At 54.4% G+C, this 19,268-nt stretch carries 11 protein-coding genes and 3 pseudogenes; 5 read left to right on the forward strand and 9 right to left on the reverse strand.

The window, feature by feature from the left end; translation table 11 throughout:
* Positions 1-5: 5 nt before the first annotated feature.
* The 4 genes and pseudogenes from fetB to O1V66_RS06620 all read right to left on the reverse strand — a co-directional run bounded on the left by fetB (position 6) and on the right by O1V66_RS06620 (position 4,837).
* Positions 6-763, reverse strand: a pseudogene (gene fetB, locus O1V66_RS06605) (iron efflux ABC transporter permease subunit FetB).
* Positions 750-1,421: an iron efflux ABC transporter ATP-binding subunit FetA gene (gene fetA, locus O1V66_RS06610; RefSeq protein ID WP_045047930.1), complete on the reverse strand. Its 672-nt coding sequence runs from the start codon at positions 1,419-1,421 to the stop codon at positions 750-752. The pseudogene fetB and the gene fetA overlap by 14 nt, the downstream one beginning before the upstream one ends.
* Positions 1,422-1,474: 53 nt before the next feature.
* Positions 1,475-2,687: pseudogene (locus O1V66_RS06615) on the reverse strand (FAD-dependent oxidoreductase).
* A gap of 212 nt (positions 2,688-2,899) precedes the next feature.
* Positions 2,900-4,837, reverse strand: coding sequence for an exoribonuclease II (locus O1V66_RS06620; protein ID WP_045047928.1), 1,938 nt, complete (start codon positions 4,835-4,837; stop codon positions 2,900-2,902).
* A gap of 236 nt (positions 4,838-5,073) precedes the next feature.
* On the opposite strand from O1V66_RS06620, the gene O1V66_RS06625 reads away from it, so the two are divergent.
* Positions 5,074-9,312, forward strand: coding sequence for a hypothetical protein (locus tag O1V66_RS06625; RefSeq protein WP_269128221.1), 4,239 nt, complete (start codon positions 5,074-5,076; stop codon positions 9,310-9,312).
* Between the two features lie 62 nt (positions 9,313-9,374).
* A complete protein-coding gene (locus O1V66_RS06630; RefSeq protein ID WP_269128222.1) occupies positions 9,375-10,199 on the forward strand; it encodes a hypothetical protein in 825 nt (274 codons plus the stop codon).
* An 86-nt stretch (positions 10,200-10,285) separates the two neighbouring features.
* Here the strand turns inward: O1V66_RS06630 and O1V66_RS06635 are convergent.
* Positions 10,286-12,591, reverse strand: a pseudogene (locus O1V66_RS06635) (FdhF/YdeP family oxidoreductase).
* 342 nt (positions 12,592-12,933) lie between these two features.
* Between O1V66_RS06635 and dacD the strand changes: the two are divergent.
* Positions 12,934-14,103 (forward strand): serine-type D-Ala-D-Ala carboxypeptidase DacD, encoded by a 1,170-nt coding sequence (gene dacD, locus O1V66_RS06640; protein ID WP_045047925.1) that lies wholly within the window; start codon positions 12,934-12,936, stop codon positions 14,101-14,103.
* An 82-nt stretch (positions 14,104-14,185) separates the two neighbouring features.
* Here the strand turns inward: dacD and O1V66_RS06645 are convergent, their stop codons facing one another.
* Positions 14,186-14,611, reverse strand: coding sequence for a zinc-binding metallopeptidase family protein (locus tag O1V66_RS06645; RefSeq protein ID WP_072045084.1), 426 nt, complete (start codon positions 14,609-14,611; stop codon positions 14,186-14,188).
* Positions 14,612-14,760: 149 nt separating this feature from the next.
* On the opposite strand from O1V66_RS06645, the gene O1V66_RS06650 reads away from it, so the two are divergent.
* Together O1V66_RS06650 and O1V66_RS06655 are read left to right on the forward strand one after the other, a co-directional pair.
* Entirely contained in the window at positions 14,761-15,678 is a 918-nt protein-coding gene (locus tag O1V66_RS06650; protein ID WP_045047924.1) for a LysR family transcriptional regulator, read from the forward strand.
* A 113-nt stretch (positions 15,679-15,791) separates the two neighbouring features.
* Positions 15,792-16,313 (forward strand): YjjA family protein, encoded by a 522-nt coding sequence (locus O1V66_RS06655; protein ID WP_045047923.1) that lies wholly within the window; start codon positions 15,792-15,794, stop codon positions 16,311-16,313.
* 996 nt (positions 16,314-17,309) lie between these two features.
* On the opposite strand, the gene nth is transcribed toward O1V66_RS06655, so the two are convergent.
* From nth to rsxG, 3 genes are read right to left on the reverse strand one after another with little or no spacing between them, the layout of a single operon-like run.
* Entirely contained in the window at positions 17,310-17,945 is a 636-nt protein-coding gene (nth, locus tag O1V66_RS06660) for an endonuclease III (RefSeq protein WP_045047922.1), read from the reverse strand.
* A complete protein-coding gene (locus O1V66_RS06665) occupies positions 17,945-18,637 on the reverse strand; it encodes an electron transport complex subunit E (protein ID WP_045047921.1) in 693 nt (230 codons plus the stop codon). The genes nth and O1V66_RS06665 overlap by 1 nt, the downstream gene beginning before the upstream one ends.
* Positions 18,630-19,262: an electron transport complex subunit RsxG gene (gene rsxG, locus O1V66_RS06670; RefSeq protein WP_045047920.1), complete on the reverse strand. Its 633-nt coding sequence runs from the start codon at positions 19,260-19,262 to the stop codon at positions 18,630-18,632. The genes O1V66_RS06665 and rsxG overlap by 8 nt, the downstream gene beginning before the upstream one ends.
* Positions 19,263-19,268 lie beyond the last annotated feature (6 nt).

Below are 19,268 nucleotides of genomic sequence, written 5' to 3' on the forward strand. Positions count from 1 at the left end.
CGTGCCTAGCGCAATTGCTTTCGCGCATTGAAGAATCGTCGATAGGCGAAGTAGCAGGCAATAATGGTCGACAGGCTGGCGGTCGCAAGCAGCATAAAGGTCACCATAATTTGATATTTGATGGCTTTAACGGGGTCGATACCGGCGAAAATCAACCCCGACATCATACCCGGCAGGCTCACCAGTCCGACCGTTTTTGCCGCATCGACGGTCGGGATCAACGCCGAGCGGATGCTGTCGCGCAGAAGGGTGCCCGACGCGACTTTAGTGCTCGCCCCTAAACTCAGCATCTCGAGAATTTTCTGCCGGTTATCGGTAAAACGTTGATTTAGATTGCTGTAGCACAGCCCAACCGCGACCATGGCATTGCCCGCTATCATTCCAGAAATCGGAATCACCTGCATCGGCAAAAATTCGATGGATCCGGTGAGAATAAGCACCGTCAGCGTGAGCGTCGTGCCAACCGTAATCGCGATAAAAGAGATGATAAATCCGTTGTCGATATTACGGCTGCGCTTTTGGCATTCAGCGCGGCGTTGATGCAGATAAACAGCACCATCAGCACGGTCAACGCGGCATTATTCAGCTCGAAAATGTATTTCAGCACATAACCGACCACAATCAACTGCACGACGGCGCGCGCCACGCTCCAGATCATGTCCTTTTCCAGCCCGAGCTTCTCTTTCCTGCTGATAATCAGCGCCACTACCAAAAGAACCAGCGCAAGCCCCAGTGACTGATTGGTAATATTATGCTGATTCATCAGGACGTTCTCCGGTATCATTGCGGGTCAGGGTTATCACGCGCTGGGCATGGCGAATTTCGTTGCTGTCGTGGGTCACCCAGATAACCGCCAGACCTTCCTGTTTAACCCATTCGGCGACAAGCGCATTGACGGTCTGACGATTTTCCTCGTCAAGCGCGCTGGTCACCTCGTCGAGCAGCAAGACTTTGGGCAGAAATTGCAGGTTACGCAGCAGGGCGACCCGCTGTTTTTCGCCGCCGGAAAGGGAGTTCACCTCTTTGTCGAGCATATCGGCAGAAAGATTGACGCGCGTCAGCCATTCGGCCAGACGTTTACGGTCGGGGCGTTTACCGCGTATTTGATAGGGCAACGCAAGATTATCTTCGACCGTTTGCCCAAACAGCACGGGGGTCTGAAAACAGTAGGAAACCTGCTGACGATACAATTCGGGTTTAATATCGCGAATGTTTTTGTCTTCGAGGAAAATCTGCCCGTTGGTCGGGTCTTGCAGGGAAGAGAGAATTTTTAGCAGCGTGCTTTTGCCGCAGCCCGACGGACCGGTCAGGAGCAAAAATTCTCCGCGCGCAAGGTCGAAGGAGGTGGGCTGCAACAAGAGGTTTCCATCAAGACTGAAACTGACATCCTGCACGCGCAGCAAGGCTGAAGAGAGTGACATATCGGGCTCATTATCAATAATTTGCGCCCGATTTTACCAGCCGAAGCTTAAGTTTACCTTTTATAATTCTCTTTAAAGAAGCCGATGCCGATCAAACGCCCAAACAGGAAAGGAATAAACGCCCGCTGGCGCATCCACAGTTCCATGCCGGAAGGCGGTTTGGTGCGCTTTTTCTGACTCGCCTTGCTGATCATCACCTGTAACGATTGCGTCGCCCACGTCGGGAACGTTCTGCGGCGCTGAACGCGCTGTAAATGACGCAGCGTTAAATTACCTTTAATCAGCGCGGGGGCAACCAGGTTGGCGGTTGCGACGGCGTCCTGTATTGCCAGATTAACGCCCACGCCGCCGATGGGCGACATGGCATGCGCCGCATCGCCGATGCACAACAGCCCCGGCAAGGACCACGATTTAAGGCGATCGATACGGATTTGCAGTAACTTCACGGCTTCCCAATCGGTGATATCGTTGCGCAACCTTGCAGCGTCAAAGGGGAAATCTCGGCAACGTCGGCTATAAAGGCCTCCAGTCCGCGCTGCTTCAGCGCGTCGAGCGAACCTTTGTCAATCGAGTAACCGCATTGCCAGTAGTCGCCGCGATCGATCATGATAAAGCCTTTTTCGGGCCGCGATGCCCGGTCGACCATTCGGGGTCATCAGGCGATTTGGTTATCTTTAGCCATAACACATCGCGCGGCGCGCCGAAATTCATCACTTCAAGACCTGCTTTTTCTCGCACTACGGAATGTCTGCCGTCACACCCCACCACCAGATCGGCGCGTATTTCCTGCACGGCATCGGCTTGTTTCACGCGAACGCCGGTCACCTGGTCGTCCTGTTTGAGTAAATCGGTCACCATAACCTGCTGATGCAAAGAGAAATTCGGTAACTGGCGAGCCTTGGCGACGATAAAGTTCAGAAAGTCCCACTGCGGCATAAAGGCAATGAATTTGCACTGCGTCGGCAAACGCGAGAAGTCGGCAAGGGTGGCTTCCTTACCCGCGATTTCGCCATACAGCTTTTCGGCACGCTGATGCGGAAGCGCCAGAAATTCCTCGAGGAAGCCGAGCTGCCAGATGATTTCAAGCGTGGAGGGGTGAATGGTGTCGCCGCGAAAATCGCGCAGGAAGTCGGCGTGTTTTTCCAGCACCACCACGTTAATCCCTTTCAAGGCCAGAAGATAGCCGAGCATCATGCCAGCGGGGCCGCCGCCCACGATGCAACAGGTTGTGGAGGCAGGAAGGGGGGTTGCAGCTGGGGTAGTCATAATCGCCGGGATTCCTCAATGCTCTGTCGAGCTAAATGCCACAGAGAGTGTGTTGATAATGATAATTATTTATCTCATTCGCTGGCGTCCACTTTACTCCTGTGCGGAGTAGCTTGCCAGCCGCAGCGCATCATGAGCTTAGTCGCAACACGATTTTAGGCAAAAAAACCTGCTGGCAGCACCAGCAGGTTTGCATGTCGCACCAACGCGGATTAGGCGGCAGGCTTGGCGATGACGTTGCGGTTTTCCATGCGGACTTCGGCAATGTTGACGTCGATAATGTCGCTCTGACGGTAGGCGACTTCACCTTTAATCAAAACGGTACCGGTGTCAACGCTGCATACCAGTTCGTCGCGAACGGCGTGCAGGAAAGGTGCCGGGATAAAGGCAACGGCGCCGATGTCCTGCAGGCGAACGCGTAGACCACCGCGCGTCACGTCGATGATTTCGGCGCTGAACTTGACGTCAGTCCCGACTTTATCTTCGAGGTAACGGGCATACAGCCAGTCACCGACATCGCGCTCGGCCATACGGCCCAGACGGCGACGTTCCGCCAGCTGAACGGTCATTTCGTCCTGCGGCTTCTCGGCGCTCTGCTGGGTAATCATCGCTTTCAGCAGACGGTGGTTGACCATATCGCCGTATTTACGGATTGGCGAGGTCCAGGTCGCGTAAGCTTCGAGACCCAGCCCAAAGTGCGGACCCGGCACGGTATTGATTTCGGCAAAGGTCTGGAAACGACGAATGCGGCTGTCCAGGAACTGGGTCGGCATCGCGTCAAGTTTACGGCGCAGCGCGCAGAAGCCAGGCAAAGTGAGAAGCGTCGGGCCGTCGGCTTCGACCTCGTTGGCTTCCAGCACGGCAACGGCCTGATCCACCAGCAGCGGGTCGAAACCGGTATGCACGTTGTAAACGCCGAACCCGAGGTTATCGCGCAGGGCGATGGCGGCACAGACGTTGGCGGCAATCATGCACTCTTCGACGATGCGGTTGGCAATACGGCGGTGCTCGGCAATGATTTCCAGCACGTTGCCTTTCTCGCCCAGCACGAAGCGGAAGTCAGGACGGTCTTTAAAGACCAGCGCATTCGCGGAACGCCAGGCGCTGCGAACATCACACACGCGTTTCAGCAAACGAATCTGATCGGCGATGGTGTCGTTCTGTGGCTGCCATTCGCCTTTGTCTTCCAGCCAGTCGGAGACTTCTTCATAAACCAGCTTGGCGTTTGACTCGATCCATGCCGCAAAGAAGCGAATATCGTCGCCCAGCGCGCCATCGGCGGCCAGCGTTACCGAGCAGGCCAGCACAGGGCGGCGCTCGTTGGGCAGTAGAGAACAGATGTTGTCTGACAGTTCGCGCGGCAACATTGGAATGTTGAAGCCCGGCAGATAGTTGGTGAAGGCACGTTCACGCGCGATGTTGTCGGCGTCGCTGCCTTCGGTCACGTAGGCCGTTGGATCGGCAATCGCGATGGTCAGGTTCAGGGTGCCGTCGCCGTTGTCTTTAACGAACAGGGCGTCATCCATATCCTGCGTGCTGGCGCTGTCGATAGTAACGAACGGCAGAGCGGTCAGGTCTTCGCGGGTCAGACCCTGTTCCAGCAATTCAGTCACGTTGAACTCAGGCGCGTTGCGCTCGAGGTTGTGACGCGCCAGTGTAACCCACCAAGGGGCAAGATCGTCGCTGCCGGTGGTTATCCACTCGGTCAGTTCGGCCTGGAATCCACGATCGCCTTCCTTCAGCGGATGGCGGCGCATTTCGGCCACACACCAGTCGCCTTCGTTAACTTCATGATTGAAGTTACGGCCGGTGCGGCACTGAATGGCGTCACGCAGCAGCGGGTGGTCCGGCATGATGGAAAGACGATCGTCTTTTTTAATCACGCGACCGACGAAACGGCTCAGGAACGGCTCGACCAGCGTTTCGGGCTGCACGATTTCGCGTTCTTTTTCTGTTTGCACAGAAGCAATAACCCGGTCGCCGTGCATGACTTTTTTCATGTGCGGAGGCGGGATGAAATAGCTCTTTTGACCGTCTACTTCAAGAAAGCCAAAGCCTTTCTCAGTACCTTTAACAATGCCTTCGACACGCGGAGTCTGAGAGTGAAGTTGCTGTTTTAGCTGTGCGAGCAGCGGGTTATCTTGAAACATAGCGTCCAGAGAGTGAGGTTAGAGTGGTTCGATTAGCGGCAGACAGTTTTACGCGAATCGGCCACCGTGGGCAAGCGCCATCTGCCTATTTTGGCGCGAATAATCCCGTTGGATAGCGCATAACGTGGCTTTCTTCCCCGAGCGATTACACCTTGAGCGCTACGTGATTGCGCGCAGGTTGCCCAGACGATAAAACAGCAGTCACTTTTTGGCTCCTTACCAAGGTCCATGTCGGGATGATGACCCTGCCTCAAGGCGAGCGGACTGACGAGGCCGTAGCCGTAAACCGTGCTTTCAGTCTCGCGACGGCGCTGTCGCATTATAATCGAATTGTTCGTTTTATCGTCACGCTCGGTAATGTGCCGTTGACGCTGTTATCGCAAGCCTGCCAGCGCCTTGTGCCGCTCCACGCCATCAACGCCGCGTGTAACGCCGTGGACAACAGGCTCGCGGCCAATACGGTGAGTTCTCCCGAGCGTATTCCCTCCTTTGAGTATGCCAAAATCACGGCGCTGCTGAAGCGGCCAAGAAATCGAGCCTTGCTTGCTGCGCTTTACCGGCCGTCGCCAGACCATCCGTCAACGCGGCTGGCCTGCGAGTTTGCCGCGTTTTTATCGTTGTCGGGGCTCAGTGCAGCGGGAATACCGGCACCGCTTAATGTCCCGATATTCCAGCAACTTATCAGCCTAATGCTTAGAGAGGGGCGAATGGAGGGCGTCCATGCGTTCAGTGACGCGCAATGGCTGGCATGCTTTCGCGCGCATTTTCCTGCGACCTGGGTCAGCGGACCGATGATAGGCCGCGCACTTTTGCCTTTAATCACTCACCTCGACTACGCTTTTCCTTTGCTGGGCACTGCGCTGTACAATCTGGCAAGTTGCAATCCGTTGTTGATTGCCTTCCCGTATACCTCACCCGCGCGAGATGTCATTAACGCCCCTGTGCAGCACGATGCGGTTTTGCTCAGGGCGTTCGCTCCGTGCTTCGGGCCGCGCACCGCTGACGCTCGCTATCGACTGGCCGCTTTCACTACCACGCCTTTTCACGGCCATTTTCATCCCTGCTGTGCTGCAACCCCCAAGGCCTATGCGGAGACAGGTTATTGCGAGGCGGGCATTTCGTGCTTTGGCGCAACGATATTTGCTCAGACACATCTGCCGACCCATCAGGTTGTCTATGCGGTGGTGAATAATGATTCGGCGCTGTGGCTGAGCCTGTCACACCAACCTATTCTGCTGCCGACAATGGAGAAACCGTTGGCCGCGCTCGAGGCGTTTCCTCTCTCAACTCGCCTGTTCGACCCCCTTGGCGATGCCGCCGCTACGGTTTTGCGAGGCCCACCCCTTGCTCACGCCTCCCTTGCGTTGTCCGTTCCGCGCGCCGCGCCGCCTGCAAAGGGCTGGTTTTCTCTTGAAGCGTTAACTCGCACATTAACGCTGCTGCCGGAGGTGGAGGCCAGGACCCAAGGTTATGCGTATTTTCACAGCCCACACTTTTCATGGAATCTGCCGTTGTTTTCTCCCGCCGGAGTTCGGCGCACACCGCGTAAAACCGATGAGCAACCGCTCGGCGCGCTGGCGCAATTTTTCCCGGATGAATACGGCTATCTGGCGGTGACTGCACGTTTTAAGCCGTTGATGGAAAAGGGCGGCCCTGCACGCACTGTGCTTCAGTGGGTGGAAAACATGCTCGATGACAGCACCCAGCGATTCCTGCTCGGCGACACACCGCAGGCTATTCCCTCTGGCGTGAAGCTTTTTTATCAATGCGCGGGTATAGACACCGCTGTGCCGCAATCCTGGCTTATCAGCGGATTTCTTAAATATATTCTGCATCTATTGCATATCGACAAGATGCTGCATCAGGATGACGCCGGTGAAATCTATCGTCTCCTCGGCACGTTTTCTCCGCTGGATAGCTCACTTTCGGCGGCATTAAGTCGCTTTATCAAACCCGAGAGTGGCAGCGACAGGGTTAATGACGCACTGCGTAGAATCATCGTGCGGCTGGCTTTGCCTTTTTCATCCGCGCAGGGCGGGCAGTTTACCAGCCATGAAATGCGTGGCTGGAAAGTCATGCTGGGTCTGGGCATCGCGCACTTTCTTCCTTCAACGACGCCTCGTCAAGCGATGGAAACGGCCGATGAGTTTATCCATCTTCTCGAAAGTAATGAGCAAAGTCAGGCAACCCGGCAACGGATACTCAATCTGCTGGAACAGCCGCCGCTGTCGTTCATTATCGAGTTGATGACACTGGATGTGCTGCACGAACATCTGATAGTCGATAACCGACAAAAGGTCATTGGCCTGCTGTCGACCTTTCGCCACGAAGAGCGATTTCGCTATGGTATTTTGGCTATCGTCAGTAAAGCCGTGGTGGAACGGCTTTATGCGCTGGAGCAAATCCCGACACAGAGCGAACAGGAAGAAAGCATCAATATTATTCGCAGTTCACTCATCACCGCCACGGCCGCCACGTTGAAATTTATTGTTGATAACTGGTTCTACCAATCTTCAAGTAATACCTTAACGGTCACCACACAGCGCATCATCGCCATGTGCTGGCTCAAAACCACCGGTCGGCCATTTTCCAGTCTCTCTCTGTTTCATGGCGGGGTACTGACCTTTGCGTTTGATGCGGCCCGCTACTTCTTTTTTATCGACGAGTCAGGTGAGTGTGCGTATCTCGGCGCAAATGAACAGGCGGCCAAGGCCGAATTGCTGTCAAACAGCAAGTTTTACCGCAATGGCAACCTGCCTCAGGTGTTTCTTGCGCAATCCGGACATCGGCTGAATGACATCGTGGGTCGCCTGCAACTGACCTTTGAAGCCACCGCGAAGTTCGAGGCGCTCAATCACCTTTCGATGACGGTACTGTTTGAAAAAGTCGCGGCGCAGTTTGTCGATTCCATCACCTTCAGCACGCCCCGTAAAAACAAGCTGCTCGGCAGCACCTTTTCGACCCGTATGCAGGTCTGGTATAGCGGTATCTCGATTGCGACCTTTATTCCGCTGTGGGGATGTTACGACAGCCTGCAGGATGCCCGACAGGACAAGATTGAAAAGCTTATCGTCTGCGCAACGGAAGCGCCTACGGTTTCTCTGCTGGCGCAGCAGGGCAGCAAACTGGTGAAAACGCTCAATACCGCGTTATATCTGGCACCGCAGGATCTGTTCTCCGAATTCACCCGCTCGCCGTCTTCCCTTCGCACCCTGTTGATGTCGCCGCCAACCGGCATGACGCTTGCCACCGATGCGCCGCTGGCCGTGATTCACAACGGGCAAAGCCTCGCTGCCGCCACGACTATCACGCGTATTCACGGTGCCAGTATTGAATCTTTTTCCACGCTGGGTTCGCCTGAATCCTCGCGCTGTTATCTGGGGGCGAGCGCTTTCGAAATGGGGGAAAATCTGTCGGTTGACCCTCCCGTGAATCGCGTTTTGCACTCCTCGGCCAGCCTCGGCGATGTTTACAGCTCGCTGACCACGCTGCGCGGCAGTATTTCAGTGACACATTTGCCGCACACGCAAAGCATCCAAAATGGGTTGACGATTGAAGAGGAGGTCAGGCGGTTTATTGGCTTGATGGAGGGGCGAGTCAGAGAGCGACAGCGGCAATCATTGCAGCACGGGGTTCAGATCCTTGCCGAAACCCTCGACGAGTTGCTGGCCAATATTCCGAGTCTGTTGATGAAAAAGGCCGAGCTGAAAACCGTGCTGTATTCAATCTTGCTTATCGCGTCGCTCGAAACCTTCAAGGCGACGCTGCTGGCACTTTATAACGAAGAGAAGCATGGCGGTTATCAGGATACGCATGTCAATGATTTTAAATTAAAATTCAGGGGAAGGGACAAGCTGACGCTCCAGCTTGAAGATTCAAAGGGACGATTCCGCCTGCAACACGTCATCCCGATAAACGAGACAGTTGCGGCCCAACTCGCTGCTCGCGGGTTGGTTGAATCCTCCGCCATACCGGAAATCCGGTCTGATTATATTGCGCCGGAAAAGCGGGATGCCTTTTCATTTAACCGCGCCGTGATGCAGAGTCTGCTTGCGGGACTGCCGTTTCCCGCCGCGCCGCTGGTTTTGCACGAGCGGGCGACGCGCACCGAGGCGAAGAACGCGGTTGTCAGTGCCCGGCTCTTTTATTTGCGCACGCTGGATCTCGACGCCAGCAATTTTATTGCGCTGCTCGCCTATTTGCAGCGGCTGGATTATCCGCTGGCCGAGGTTGAGGTCATCGACTGGCAGTTACCGTCGACGGGCAGCCTGTACACCGCGCGGATCGTTCGGCTCATCGAGGTGTTGGGCGCGGAAAAAACGGGCAAAGCCGAATTATTTATCCAGACTTCCTGGCCCAACCGGTGCAAATCGCACTGGAAAGCTATCGGCGGGCGGGTGCTGCGGATTATGTGCTTGAAACCAATCGTCTGCATCGGCTGCAATATTTACGGCTATTTCGTGAAAACTACTTAAATTTCAGCCCAACCCAGCTCGAACACTATCTGCTTACAAATAAAGGCATTGTATTGGCGACAATGCCCATAACTATTGTCGAGCGCGATCCAATGTCTGTGACAACGGCGAATTTCGCGCAGGCTGTAGCGCGCAGCCTGCAGCAGAATTCGAGCTTTTCACATCGGCCACAGTTTGTCTTTGCGCAGCAAACACCCGCCGACGTGGCCATTCTGTTGCACCAGTATCTCAACGCCTCGCCGGAGCAGCGGCTTACCGAAAACGCCACGGTGCGCCATCTCAATCGGCATGCCGGACTGGGATTGGGCAGGGTGAAATCCAGCGTTACGCCTTATTTCAACCTGCCGCCCCGGCTGTTTATTCAAAGCCGCACAGTGCGCTATGGGTTTGCCGCAGACACCTTGCCGACCCTCGCATTTATCCAGTCAAGAGAAGGGCCACATCGCAAGATAACGTTGCTTGAGGTGCTGGTGGAAAGACGAAGAGTCGATTTGCAGCACTCGCTTTTGCTGCGCGGCAATCGGATGCTAACCGCAGAGTTAACTGATTATCTCGAGGCAAGCGAGACACAACGACAGCGGGAGAATACCGACATTGCGCTTTTTTATCGGCTCTATCGGGCAGAAAAACCTGAGTATTCTCTGAATGCAACGGAGTTTATTGTGAGAATTGCGGTGAAATATTCAGCTCAAAATGAAATAACGCCTGAATCATTGATACGCGTTATTGATTGCTACCAGATTAAGGACATGACTCTGGTCGCCTTGCTCGAAGATAAAACGGACAACACGCTCCCGGCTTTTCCTGAAACGTGGCCGCAGGAGGCCTGTAACGAGTTGGACTGCTATCGGCAGACCCGCTTTGGGCAAATCATTGCAGATTGTTGAGTGCATCAGGGCGGCAAGGTTAGGCAGGCGGCAAGGAACGGGGCAACGTGAAGAAAGGGTGCGCCGAAGCGCACCCTTGAACATCATCAGGCGATACGGCGTGTGTCTACAGCCGGTTCGCAGCGACGAATCGCGACCGGAATCGATTTCGACGTCGGCGTATGAGTCTGGTCGCCAAAGCTTGACAGCGGCACCAGCGGGTTGGTTTCCGGATAATAGGCCGCCAGATTGCCGCGAGGGATATCGTAGCTCACCAGCTTGAATCCACTGACCTTGCGCTCGATACCGTCGCTCCACAAGGTTTCGATTTCGACCAGCTCGCCGTCACGCATCCCCAAATCCGCCAGATCCTGCGGATGGATAAACAGCACATCACGCTGCCCGTAGACGCCGCGATAACGGTCATCAAGGCCGTAAATCGTGGTGTTGTACTGGTCATGCGAACGCAGGGTTTGCAGCGTAAACGGGGCATCGTCGTTTTCCATCGGGATGACGCGTTCGGGCAGGGCAGCAGCGCTGAAATTAGCCTTGCCGGTGGGCGTGTTGAAGGTCAGTTCGGCCGCGGCGTTGCCGAGATAGAATCCGCCCTTGATGTCGCAGCGCGCATTGAAATCCTTGAAGCCCGGAATGGTGGCTTCAATATGGTCGCGGATAAGATTGTAGTCATCGGCGAGCGCCATCCAGTCCAGGTAGCGCTTGCCCAGCACGGCATCGGCAATACCGCAAACGATCGCGGTTTCGGAACGCTGTTCGGGTGACAAGGGAATTCCGACGCCTTCGGAGGCGTGAACCATGCTGAACGAGTCTTCGACGGTAATAAACTGGGAACCGGTCGCCTGCATGTCCAGTTCAGTGCGGCCGAGCGTTGGCAAAATCAGTGCTTCACGGCCCGGCGTCAGGTGGCTGCGGTTCAGCTTGGTGCTTATCTGCACGGTCAAATCACAATTGCCCAGCGCCTGTTCGGTACGCGGTGTATCCGGTGCCGCCGCAGCCAGATTGCCGCCCAGCGCTATCAGGACCTTGGCTTCACCGCGCAGCATGGCTTCCAGCGCTTCCACGGTGTTGTGGCCCGGCTCGCGAGGTGGCGTAAATTTGAAGTGACGCTCGAGATTGTCGAGCAGCGGTTTTGGCGCTTTCTCGTCAATGCCCATCGTGCGGTTGCCCTGCACGTTACTGTGGCCGCGCACCGGACACAGGCCCGCGCCCGGTTTGCCCAACTGCCCGAACAGCAATTGCAGGTTGGTGATTTCACGCACCGTCGGCACAGAGTGCTTGTGCTGCGTAACGCCCATGGCCCAGGTGCAAATGACGCGCTCGGCGTTCATGTAAATCGTGGCGGCTTCGCGAATTTCGGACTCGGTCAGACCTGACTGGCGGGTAATCTGCTCCCAGCTCGTCTTATCGACGATATCCAGATAGGCTTCGACGCCGTGACAATGTTCATCGATAAAGGCTTGATCGAAAAGGGAAGGTTCGCCCGAAGCAATACGCTGGCGATGAGTCTGCAACAGCACTTTGACCATGCCACGAATCGCCGCCATATCGCCGCCCAGATTCGGCTGATAATAGGCGGAACTGATACGACCGGCCTTGGTGGTCACGACTTCCAGCGGTTTTTGCGGATCGGCAAAACGCTCCAGCCCGCGCTCGCGCAGGGTATTGAAGCTCACCACTTTGGCCCCGCGATCGGCCGCATGACGCAGGCTGTGCAGCATACGCGGATGGTTGGTGCCGGGGTTCTGACCAAAAACGAAAATGGCATCGGCCTTGTCGAAATCTTCCAGACGAATGGTACCTTTACCGACGCCAATGCTCTGCTTGAGGCCCACGCCGCTGGCTTCATGGCACATATTGGAACAGTCCGGGAAATTATTGGTGCCAAACATGCGGCCAAAGACCTGATAGAGATAGGAGGCTTCGTTGCTGGCACGGCCCGACGTGTAGAAATCGGCCTGATTCGGGCTTTCAAGCCCCTTGAGATGGCTGGCGATGAGAGAGAAGGCGGCGTCCCATGTCACCGGCTCATAGTGGTCGGTGGTGCGGTTATAGCGCATCGGGTGAGTCAGACGCCCTTGATATTCAAGGAAATAATCACTCTGCTCACGCAGTTTACTGACGCTGTGCTGTGCAAAAACTCGGGTTCGACGGCCTTGCGCGTCGCCTCCCAACTCACGGCTTTTGCCCCATTTTCACAGAAACTGAAGGTGCTGTGGTTGTCATCGCCCCAGGCGCATCCCGGACAGTCGAAGCCACGGCCTTTATTGACGCGCATCAGGTTACGCAGGTTGGACAACACTTTTTTACTGTCGAAAACGTAGCGGGTGGTCGCTTCCAGTGAACCCCAACCCCCAGCCGCGCCGGTATAAGGTTTTATTTCAGATTTAAATTTCATGTGGGTGTCTTCGCAGGTGAGTAAAACAATCTCTTCCGTGATTTATTATCAACAGGTTATCGGGATTGTTAATATAATGTCACAATTTTATGAGGGTTTTGAGATGTCGTCTAATCGAATGTTGCAATCGTGAGATAGAGCGCATTGATGACGGAATAGAGGGCGCACTTCAGGGAAATTGTAAGTAAATGGTTTCATTGTGAAACTCTTTGCAAAAGTCTTCTTGTTTAGCTTGCACGTTATTTGATGCACCCTATGCCGCCAATGGTACAATTCACCCTTGCCTGGCTGCCCCACACTTCGGGTTTGGCTGATTTAAAAGAAGCGTTTGAGGAAGATTAAGTGAAGCGTTTAGTTTTGAGTATTTTGTCCGGCGTCATCTGTGTTTCCACCAGCAATGCCTGGGCTGTTGCACCGATTGATTTTCAGGTAGTGCCACCCAGCATTGATGCTGCTTCTTTTGTTCTCATGGATTACGCTTCCGGCGACGTACTGGCTTCCGGAAATCCTGACGAACGCCGCAATCCTGCCAGCCTGACCAAGTTGATGACCGGCTATGTCATTGACCGCGCACTCGATCAGCACAAGATTACCATGAACGATATGGTCACCGTGCCGCAGGAAGCCTGGGTTGCAGGCAACAAGAGTCTGGCCGGTTCTTCATTGATGTTCCTGAAGCCCGGCGATCGCGTATCGGTACGCGATTTGGTACGCGGCATTATTATCGACTCGGGCAACGATGCCTGTGTCGCGATGGCAAATTACGTTGCCGGCAGTCAGGACGCCTTTGTTGGCATCATGAACCAGTATGTACAGAAACTGGGCCTGCTGAATTCGCATTTCGAAACCGTTCACGGGCTTGATGCACCGGGTCAGTTCACCACCTCCTACGACCTCGCCAAACTCTCTCGCGCCATTATCGGCGGCGAACCGGAAGAGTATGCGATGTATAAAGAAAAATCGCTGACGTATGACAACATCACCCAGCAAAACCGCAACGGCCTGCTGTGGGACAAAAACCTGCAGGTCGACGGCCTGAAAACCGGTCATACCGAATCTGCCGGTTTCAATATCATCGCGTCCGCAACAGAAGGCAACCGCCGTCTGATTGCTGTGGTCATGGGCGGTAAAAGCTCGAAAGGGCGTGAAGAGCAGGCGCGTAAACTGCTGACCTGGGGCTTCCGTGAATTCACCAGTATGCAGGTGTTCAAGGCAGGCCAGACCGTTGCCAACGAAAAAGTGTGGTACGGCGACAAATCGCAGGTCAAAGTCGGCAGTCTGGATGATGTTTACCTGAATATTCCTCAGGCAGACAGCGAAAAGGTGAAAGCGCAGTATGTGTTGAACAATCAGCAAATCGAAGCGCCGCTGGCGAAAGGCCAAAGTGTCGGCACCATTAATATCGTCGATAACGGTAAAATCATCAAAACCGTACCGCTGGTCGCGCTGGAAGATACGCCGAAAGGCGGCATTGTCAGCCGCGCCATCGACTACATCAAACTGAAAATCTAGGGAAGAGTTTCTCTTGCTGAAAAGGCAGAGGAATAAAACCTTGGAGTTGAATGGCCTGCACTCGACATGCAGGCCATTTTGTTTATTGTTTCTGTGGGACGGGTTTATCTGTACAGCCTAGCTCTTGTAACGAAGACACTAAAAAAGGAAGTGCAGGTTGTTTCCATTGATCGGCATTGCTGATTCTACTGTTCACTTTTGCCAAAATTTGTCGGTAAGAGACCGGTGGACAAGAGCCCGCAGCATCATGAGACGCAGACTGCGCGGCCGCAGCCATAAAGCCGATACAAAGTTGCCTCTGTGCTTCCGATGCCTTGGTGCCGACATAGTCTGCTCCATTGAGACATTGTCGATAAATATCGCCAATGGATGGAGTAGAGGTTGCGACTTGTTCACCCTGTGGTTCAACAATGGTTCTATCCAGTGCATCACTGGCCTGGGCAATCTGTAACGACCCAAGCAGTAACACAGCAGTTCCACTAATAAAACGCCTAATTTCAGAGGTCATATTAAATACTTCTCTAGAAGGAAGAATTAAACTTTACCCTAACGTTCAGTTAAGTAAAGTTTCATGTTTAATGCCAGTGTAAATCAACTTCGTTTTTGCATATTTGTTATACTTTCGACACTCACTCCCTGCAGGCCAGCACTATATTCATGGATATCAAGCAACTTCAGTATTTATGTAATCTCGAACGCGAAAAACATTTTGGCCGTGCGGCAGAAGCCAGTTTTGTGAGCCAACCTACCTTATCAATGCGTCTTAAGAATCTGGAAAAAGAGCTGGATCTCAGTCTCATCAATCGCGGAAATAACTTTGAAGGGTTTACGCCGGAAGGGCTGCGAGTCTTAAGCTGGGCGCGCGAGATTGTCTCTGTGTATGAGGGTTTGAAACTTGAGGTTGCCTCTCTGAAACAGGGGTTAAGCGGCACGTTGCGCATTGGCGTGATGCCGCAGTGCAGCCTGTCACTGTCTGCGTTGCTCAAAGGAATAGGCGAGAATCATGCGGGGCTGGATTACCGCGTTTCAGAAGTCAGCGCCGACCAGCTTATTGAATCGCTGAGCAGTCATTCTGTCGATATCGGCATTGGCTTCTTCGAGTTCTCCACGCTCAACGAACTGCGTTTTCAACTGTTTCCGCTACAGGATGGCGGAGTGGACCTGGTTTATCATCCTGCCCATTTCCCGCAGCTTGAGGGCGTTGAGCGCCTGGAAGCTGCCCAGGTTGCGGCATTGCCCTTATGCCTGTCCGAAGCCAGCCGTTATTTTCGACGCTATCTCGACAACTATTTTCGCATTAACGGACTCGAACTCCACCCGATTCTCGAAAGCAGTTCCATTTTCCAGTTGATGCAGGGCGTTTTTGTCGGGCTGGGATGCGCACTGGTGCCGCGTGGCCATCTGATTGACGACATGACACCTGCGCTGAAACGGTGCCCGCTGGACATCACGCCAATGAGCCGCCATGCCGCGCTGGTGGTGGCCGAAGCGGGGAGGGCAACGCCGTTGGCGCAGCACTTCTTCGGCGCGGCGAGTCAGTGGCTTGCCGACCGTGGAAATCTCCCTCAAGGCTGATTTATCCGACCAATTCCTATTGCGAATGCCGCGTTGACACGCCAAGCTTGCGTAAAGAAAGAGTCAGCGTTCTGTTAAGACAGAACATTTAACGCAGAATAAAGGGAGCAATAATGAAAGCATTCAAAAGCACCGTGTTGGCTATAGCGGCAAGTGGATTCCTTCTGGCAAGCGGCGCGCAGGCGGCCAACAATCTGTTGGGTTCCTTGACGGATGCGGCCAATCAGCAACTCGGCGGCGGTACAGCGGCCAACACGGGCGCAGCCAATACCACCAATACCAACTCGCTCAGCCAGCTTACGACCTTGCTAAACGGCAGCAACAACAATCTGGCCGCCAACAGCAGCACCAATGCCGCAGGTGTGCTTGAATATTGCGTGAAAAACAATGTGCTTTCATCCACCAGCACTACTTCCGTTAAAGATAAGCTAATGAGCAAGCTGGGTCTTCAGGACTCCACGACTGCTGCCCAGAAAACCGACTATCAGGATGGTCTGAACGGTCTGCTGCACACCGGCAACGGTCAAAACATCGATCTCTCCACCCTCGGCACCGGCGGTTTCAACCAGATCAAGGAAAAGGTGAAGACCAAAGCCTGTAACGTCGTGTTGAAGCAGGCTAAATCCTTCCTGTAGCACTGAAATTGGAAAATTTCGGGTTCTTAAGATTTGAAAATCTTAAAGCAAACTGGATTTTTAGATTGGGAATCTAAGGCAACTTTTTAAATATAAGTTCAAGTTAAACAGCATGCGCTGCGCTTACTGGGCGGCGGCCCAGACCGCCCAAAGGGTGTGCCTGGGCCCACACCCTTTGGAATCCCGCGCCCTTTGCCCTCGCGACGCGATAAGTGCAAAATAACGACATCGTTTCAGTTACCCCCGCCGTGTGGCGTGGGTCGCGGCGCTCCGCGCTCCCGTCACTCCGCTCGCGAGCCAAACACGTCTCGCTCACGCCGTTCCGAGCCGCCCTGATACCGCCAATCACAGCCTCTACCCCAAAACCGGCAACCCGCCCGCGGTCAAGACCCGTTCCCTCCAAAGGCGAAACCTATTTTCTTTGAACAGAGATGGCCTAACCCTTTTGAGTTTTAATTATTCTGGAAATGGGGGTAAGTAAGGTCTTTCATATTTTCGCTTCCAGAAATAAGCCGTTTGTGGGCAGGCGACGCGGAAGGATGAACACGATTTTGGGTAGAAGCTGATACTGGCGGATTCGGGGCGGCGCTGAGTGAAGTTGAGCAAGACGTTTTTGGCTTGCGAACGAAGTGAAGGGACCGCGGCGCGGCGCGACCTACGCCACGCGCGGGCGCGTCTGGAAAGATCTACAAACTTGAGAATGGCACGGCTTGGCGAGGACAAAAGGCGCAGAGATGCAAGAGGTGGCGCCTTCCACCTCTTGCCCGGTTCCGGCGCTGTGGGTCAAATGCCCATTGAAGTTTTGAAACCGGAAAAATTCCTCGGAGCCCGTTGCCCTGCAAATTGGCATTTAAGCCGCGCCTCCGAGACGCCGCCCAGTAAGCGCAGCGCATGCCGTTGACCTTGAACTTATATTTAAAAGTTGCCTTAGATTCCCAATCTTAAAAATCAAACTTTGCCTTTAGATTTCCCAAATCTAAAACGAGAAAACCCTTTTTATACCTCGACCTTTTCCTTGTACTCGCATAAATCTTCAATCAAACACGAACCGCAGCGCGGTTTGCGGGCCACGCAGGTGTAACGGCCGTGCAGGATAAACCAGTGGTGGCAATCCAGCTTGAACTCGGCGGGCACCACTTTCAGCAGGCGATCTTCGACTTTTTCGACCGTTTCACCGGGCGCAAAGCGGGTACGATTGCACACGCGGAAGATGTGAGTGTCGACGGCGATGGTCGGCCAGCCGAAGGCCGTGTTAAGCACCACATTGGCCGTCTTGCGACCCACTCCCGGCAGGGCTTCAAGCGCCGCGCGGTCTTCGGGCACCTGTCCCTGATGCTGGTCCAGCAAAATACGACAGGTCTTGATGACGTTTTCGGCTTTGGCGTTGAACAGCCCGATGGTCTTGATGTAGTCCTTGACGCCGTCAACGCCGAGATCCCAGATTGCCTGCGGGGTATTTGCTACCGGATAAAGCTTGGCGGTGGCCTTGTTGACGCTCACATCGGTCGCCTGTGCGGAAAGCAGCACAGCAATCAATAACTCGAAGGGCGTGGTGTAAACCAGCTCAGTCGTGGGATGCGGATCGTTGGCGCGCAGGCGCTCGAGAATACTGACGCGTTTTTCCTTGTTCATTACGCTTTCTCATGGCTTCCATGGGGCAACGTATGCGCGGCGCGTGCAGCTGCGCGGGCTTTCATCCGCTGGTCTATGAGATATTTACCGGCAAGCAGCATACCCAGGCCGATAAATGCGCCCGGCGGCAGCATTGCCAGCAGGAACGGGTTATCGAGATGGATAACTTCGATGCGAAGCACTTTCGCCCACGGGCCAAGCAGCAGGTCGGCACCGTTGAACAAAACGCCCGAACCGATAATCTCGCGCAGTGATCCCAGCACAAACATTGCCGAGGTCGCGCCAAGACCGGTCATCATGCCGTCGAGCGCCGCAAGATGTACGGGGCTGTTGGCGGCCACGGCCTCTGCGCGTCCGACCACGATACAGTTGGTCACGATAAGCGGAATAAAGATGCCGAGCGCCTGATACAACGCAAAGGCGTAGGCGTTGATCAGCATTTCAACGGTGCTGACCACAGAGGCGATGATTAACACGTAAATGGGAATACGGATTTCGCTTGGTACCCAGCGGCGGAAAGCGGAGATCATGGCATTGGTACAGGTCAGCACCAGAGTGGTGGCAAGGCCAAGTCCAAGGGCGTTGGTCGCCGTAGAGGTGACCGCCAGCAGTGGACACAGGCCCAATAACTGAACGAGGGCGGAGTTGTTTTTCCACAACCCGTTAACGATTAGTGTTTTTGCTTCACTCATCATGTGCTCCACAAGGGGTGAGGTGGGAAAGCTGCGCAGGCACAGTTTCGATAAACAGGGCGGTACGTTTTACCGAGCGGACCACGGCCCGAGGCGTAATAGTAGCACCCGTAAACTGATCAAACATGCCGCCGTCTTTCTTCACGGCCCAGCGCCCGTCATTGGCACCGTTAACTGTCTGATTGGCAAAACTTTTGATCCAGTCCGAGATTCTGACTTCGATTTTGTCGCCGAGGCCCGGCGTTTCATGTTGTTCAAGGACACGCGTCCCATATACCTTGCCATGAAAATCTGCCGCTACCAAGAGCTGGATGGCACCGGAATAGCCGTCGGGGGCGGTGGTTTCGACCACGGCCGCAACCGGCTCACCGCCTTTACGCGCGACATACATATGGTGCGCAGTGGCAGTACCCAGTGACTCATTAGTGACGTTGTAACACTCCTGCTGCATGTTATTGTCATACACGCTTGCGGGAATCACCTGATCAAACAGCGATTTTTGCTGCAACAGTGCCTGATGAGCAATGGTCGGCTTGGTCAGCAGGTTGACCAGTGCAGTCATTCCGGTCATCAGGATGCCGAAAAAGGCCAGCGTCAGGCCGTAGCGGCGCATTGTATCTAACATAGTCTT

Origin of the sequence: Rouxiella chamberiensis (genome assembly GCF_026967475.1) — a bacterium.
Lineage (GTDB): Bacteria > Pseudomonadota > Gammaproteobacteria > Enterobacterales > Enterobacteriaceae > Rouxiella > Rouxiella chamberiensis.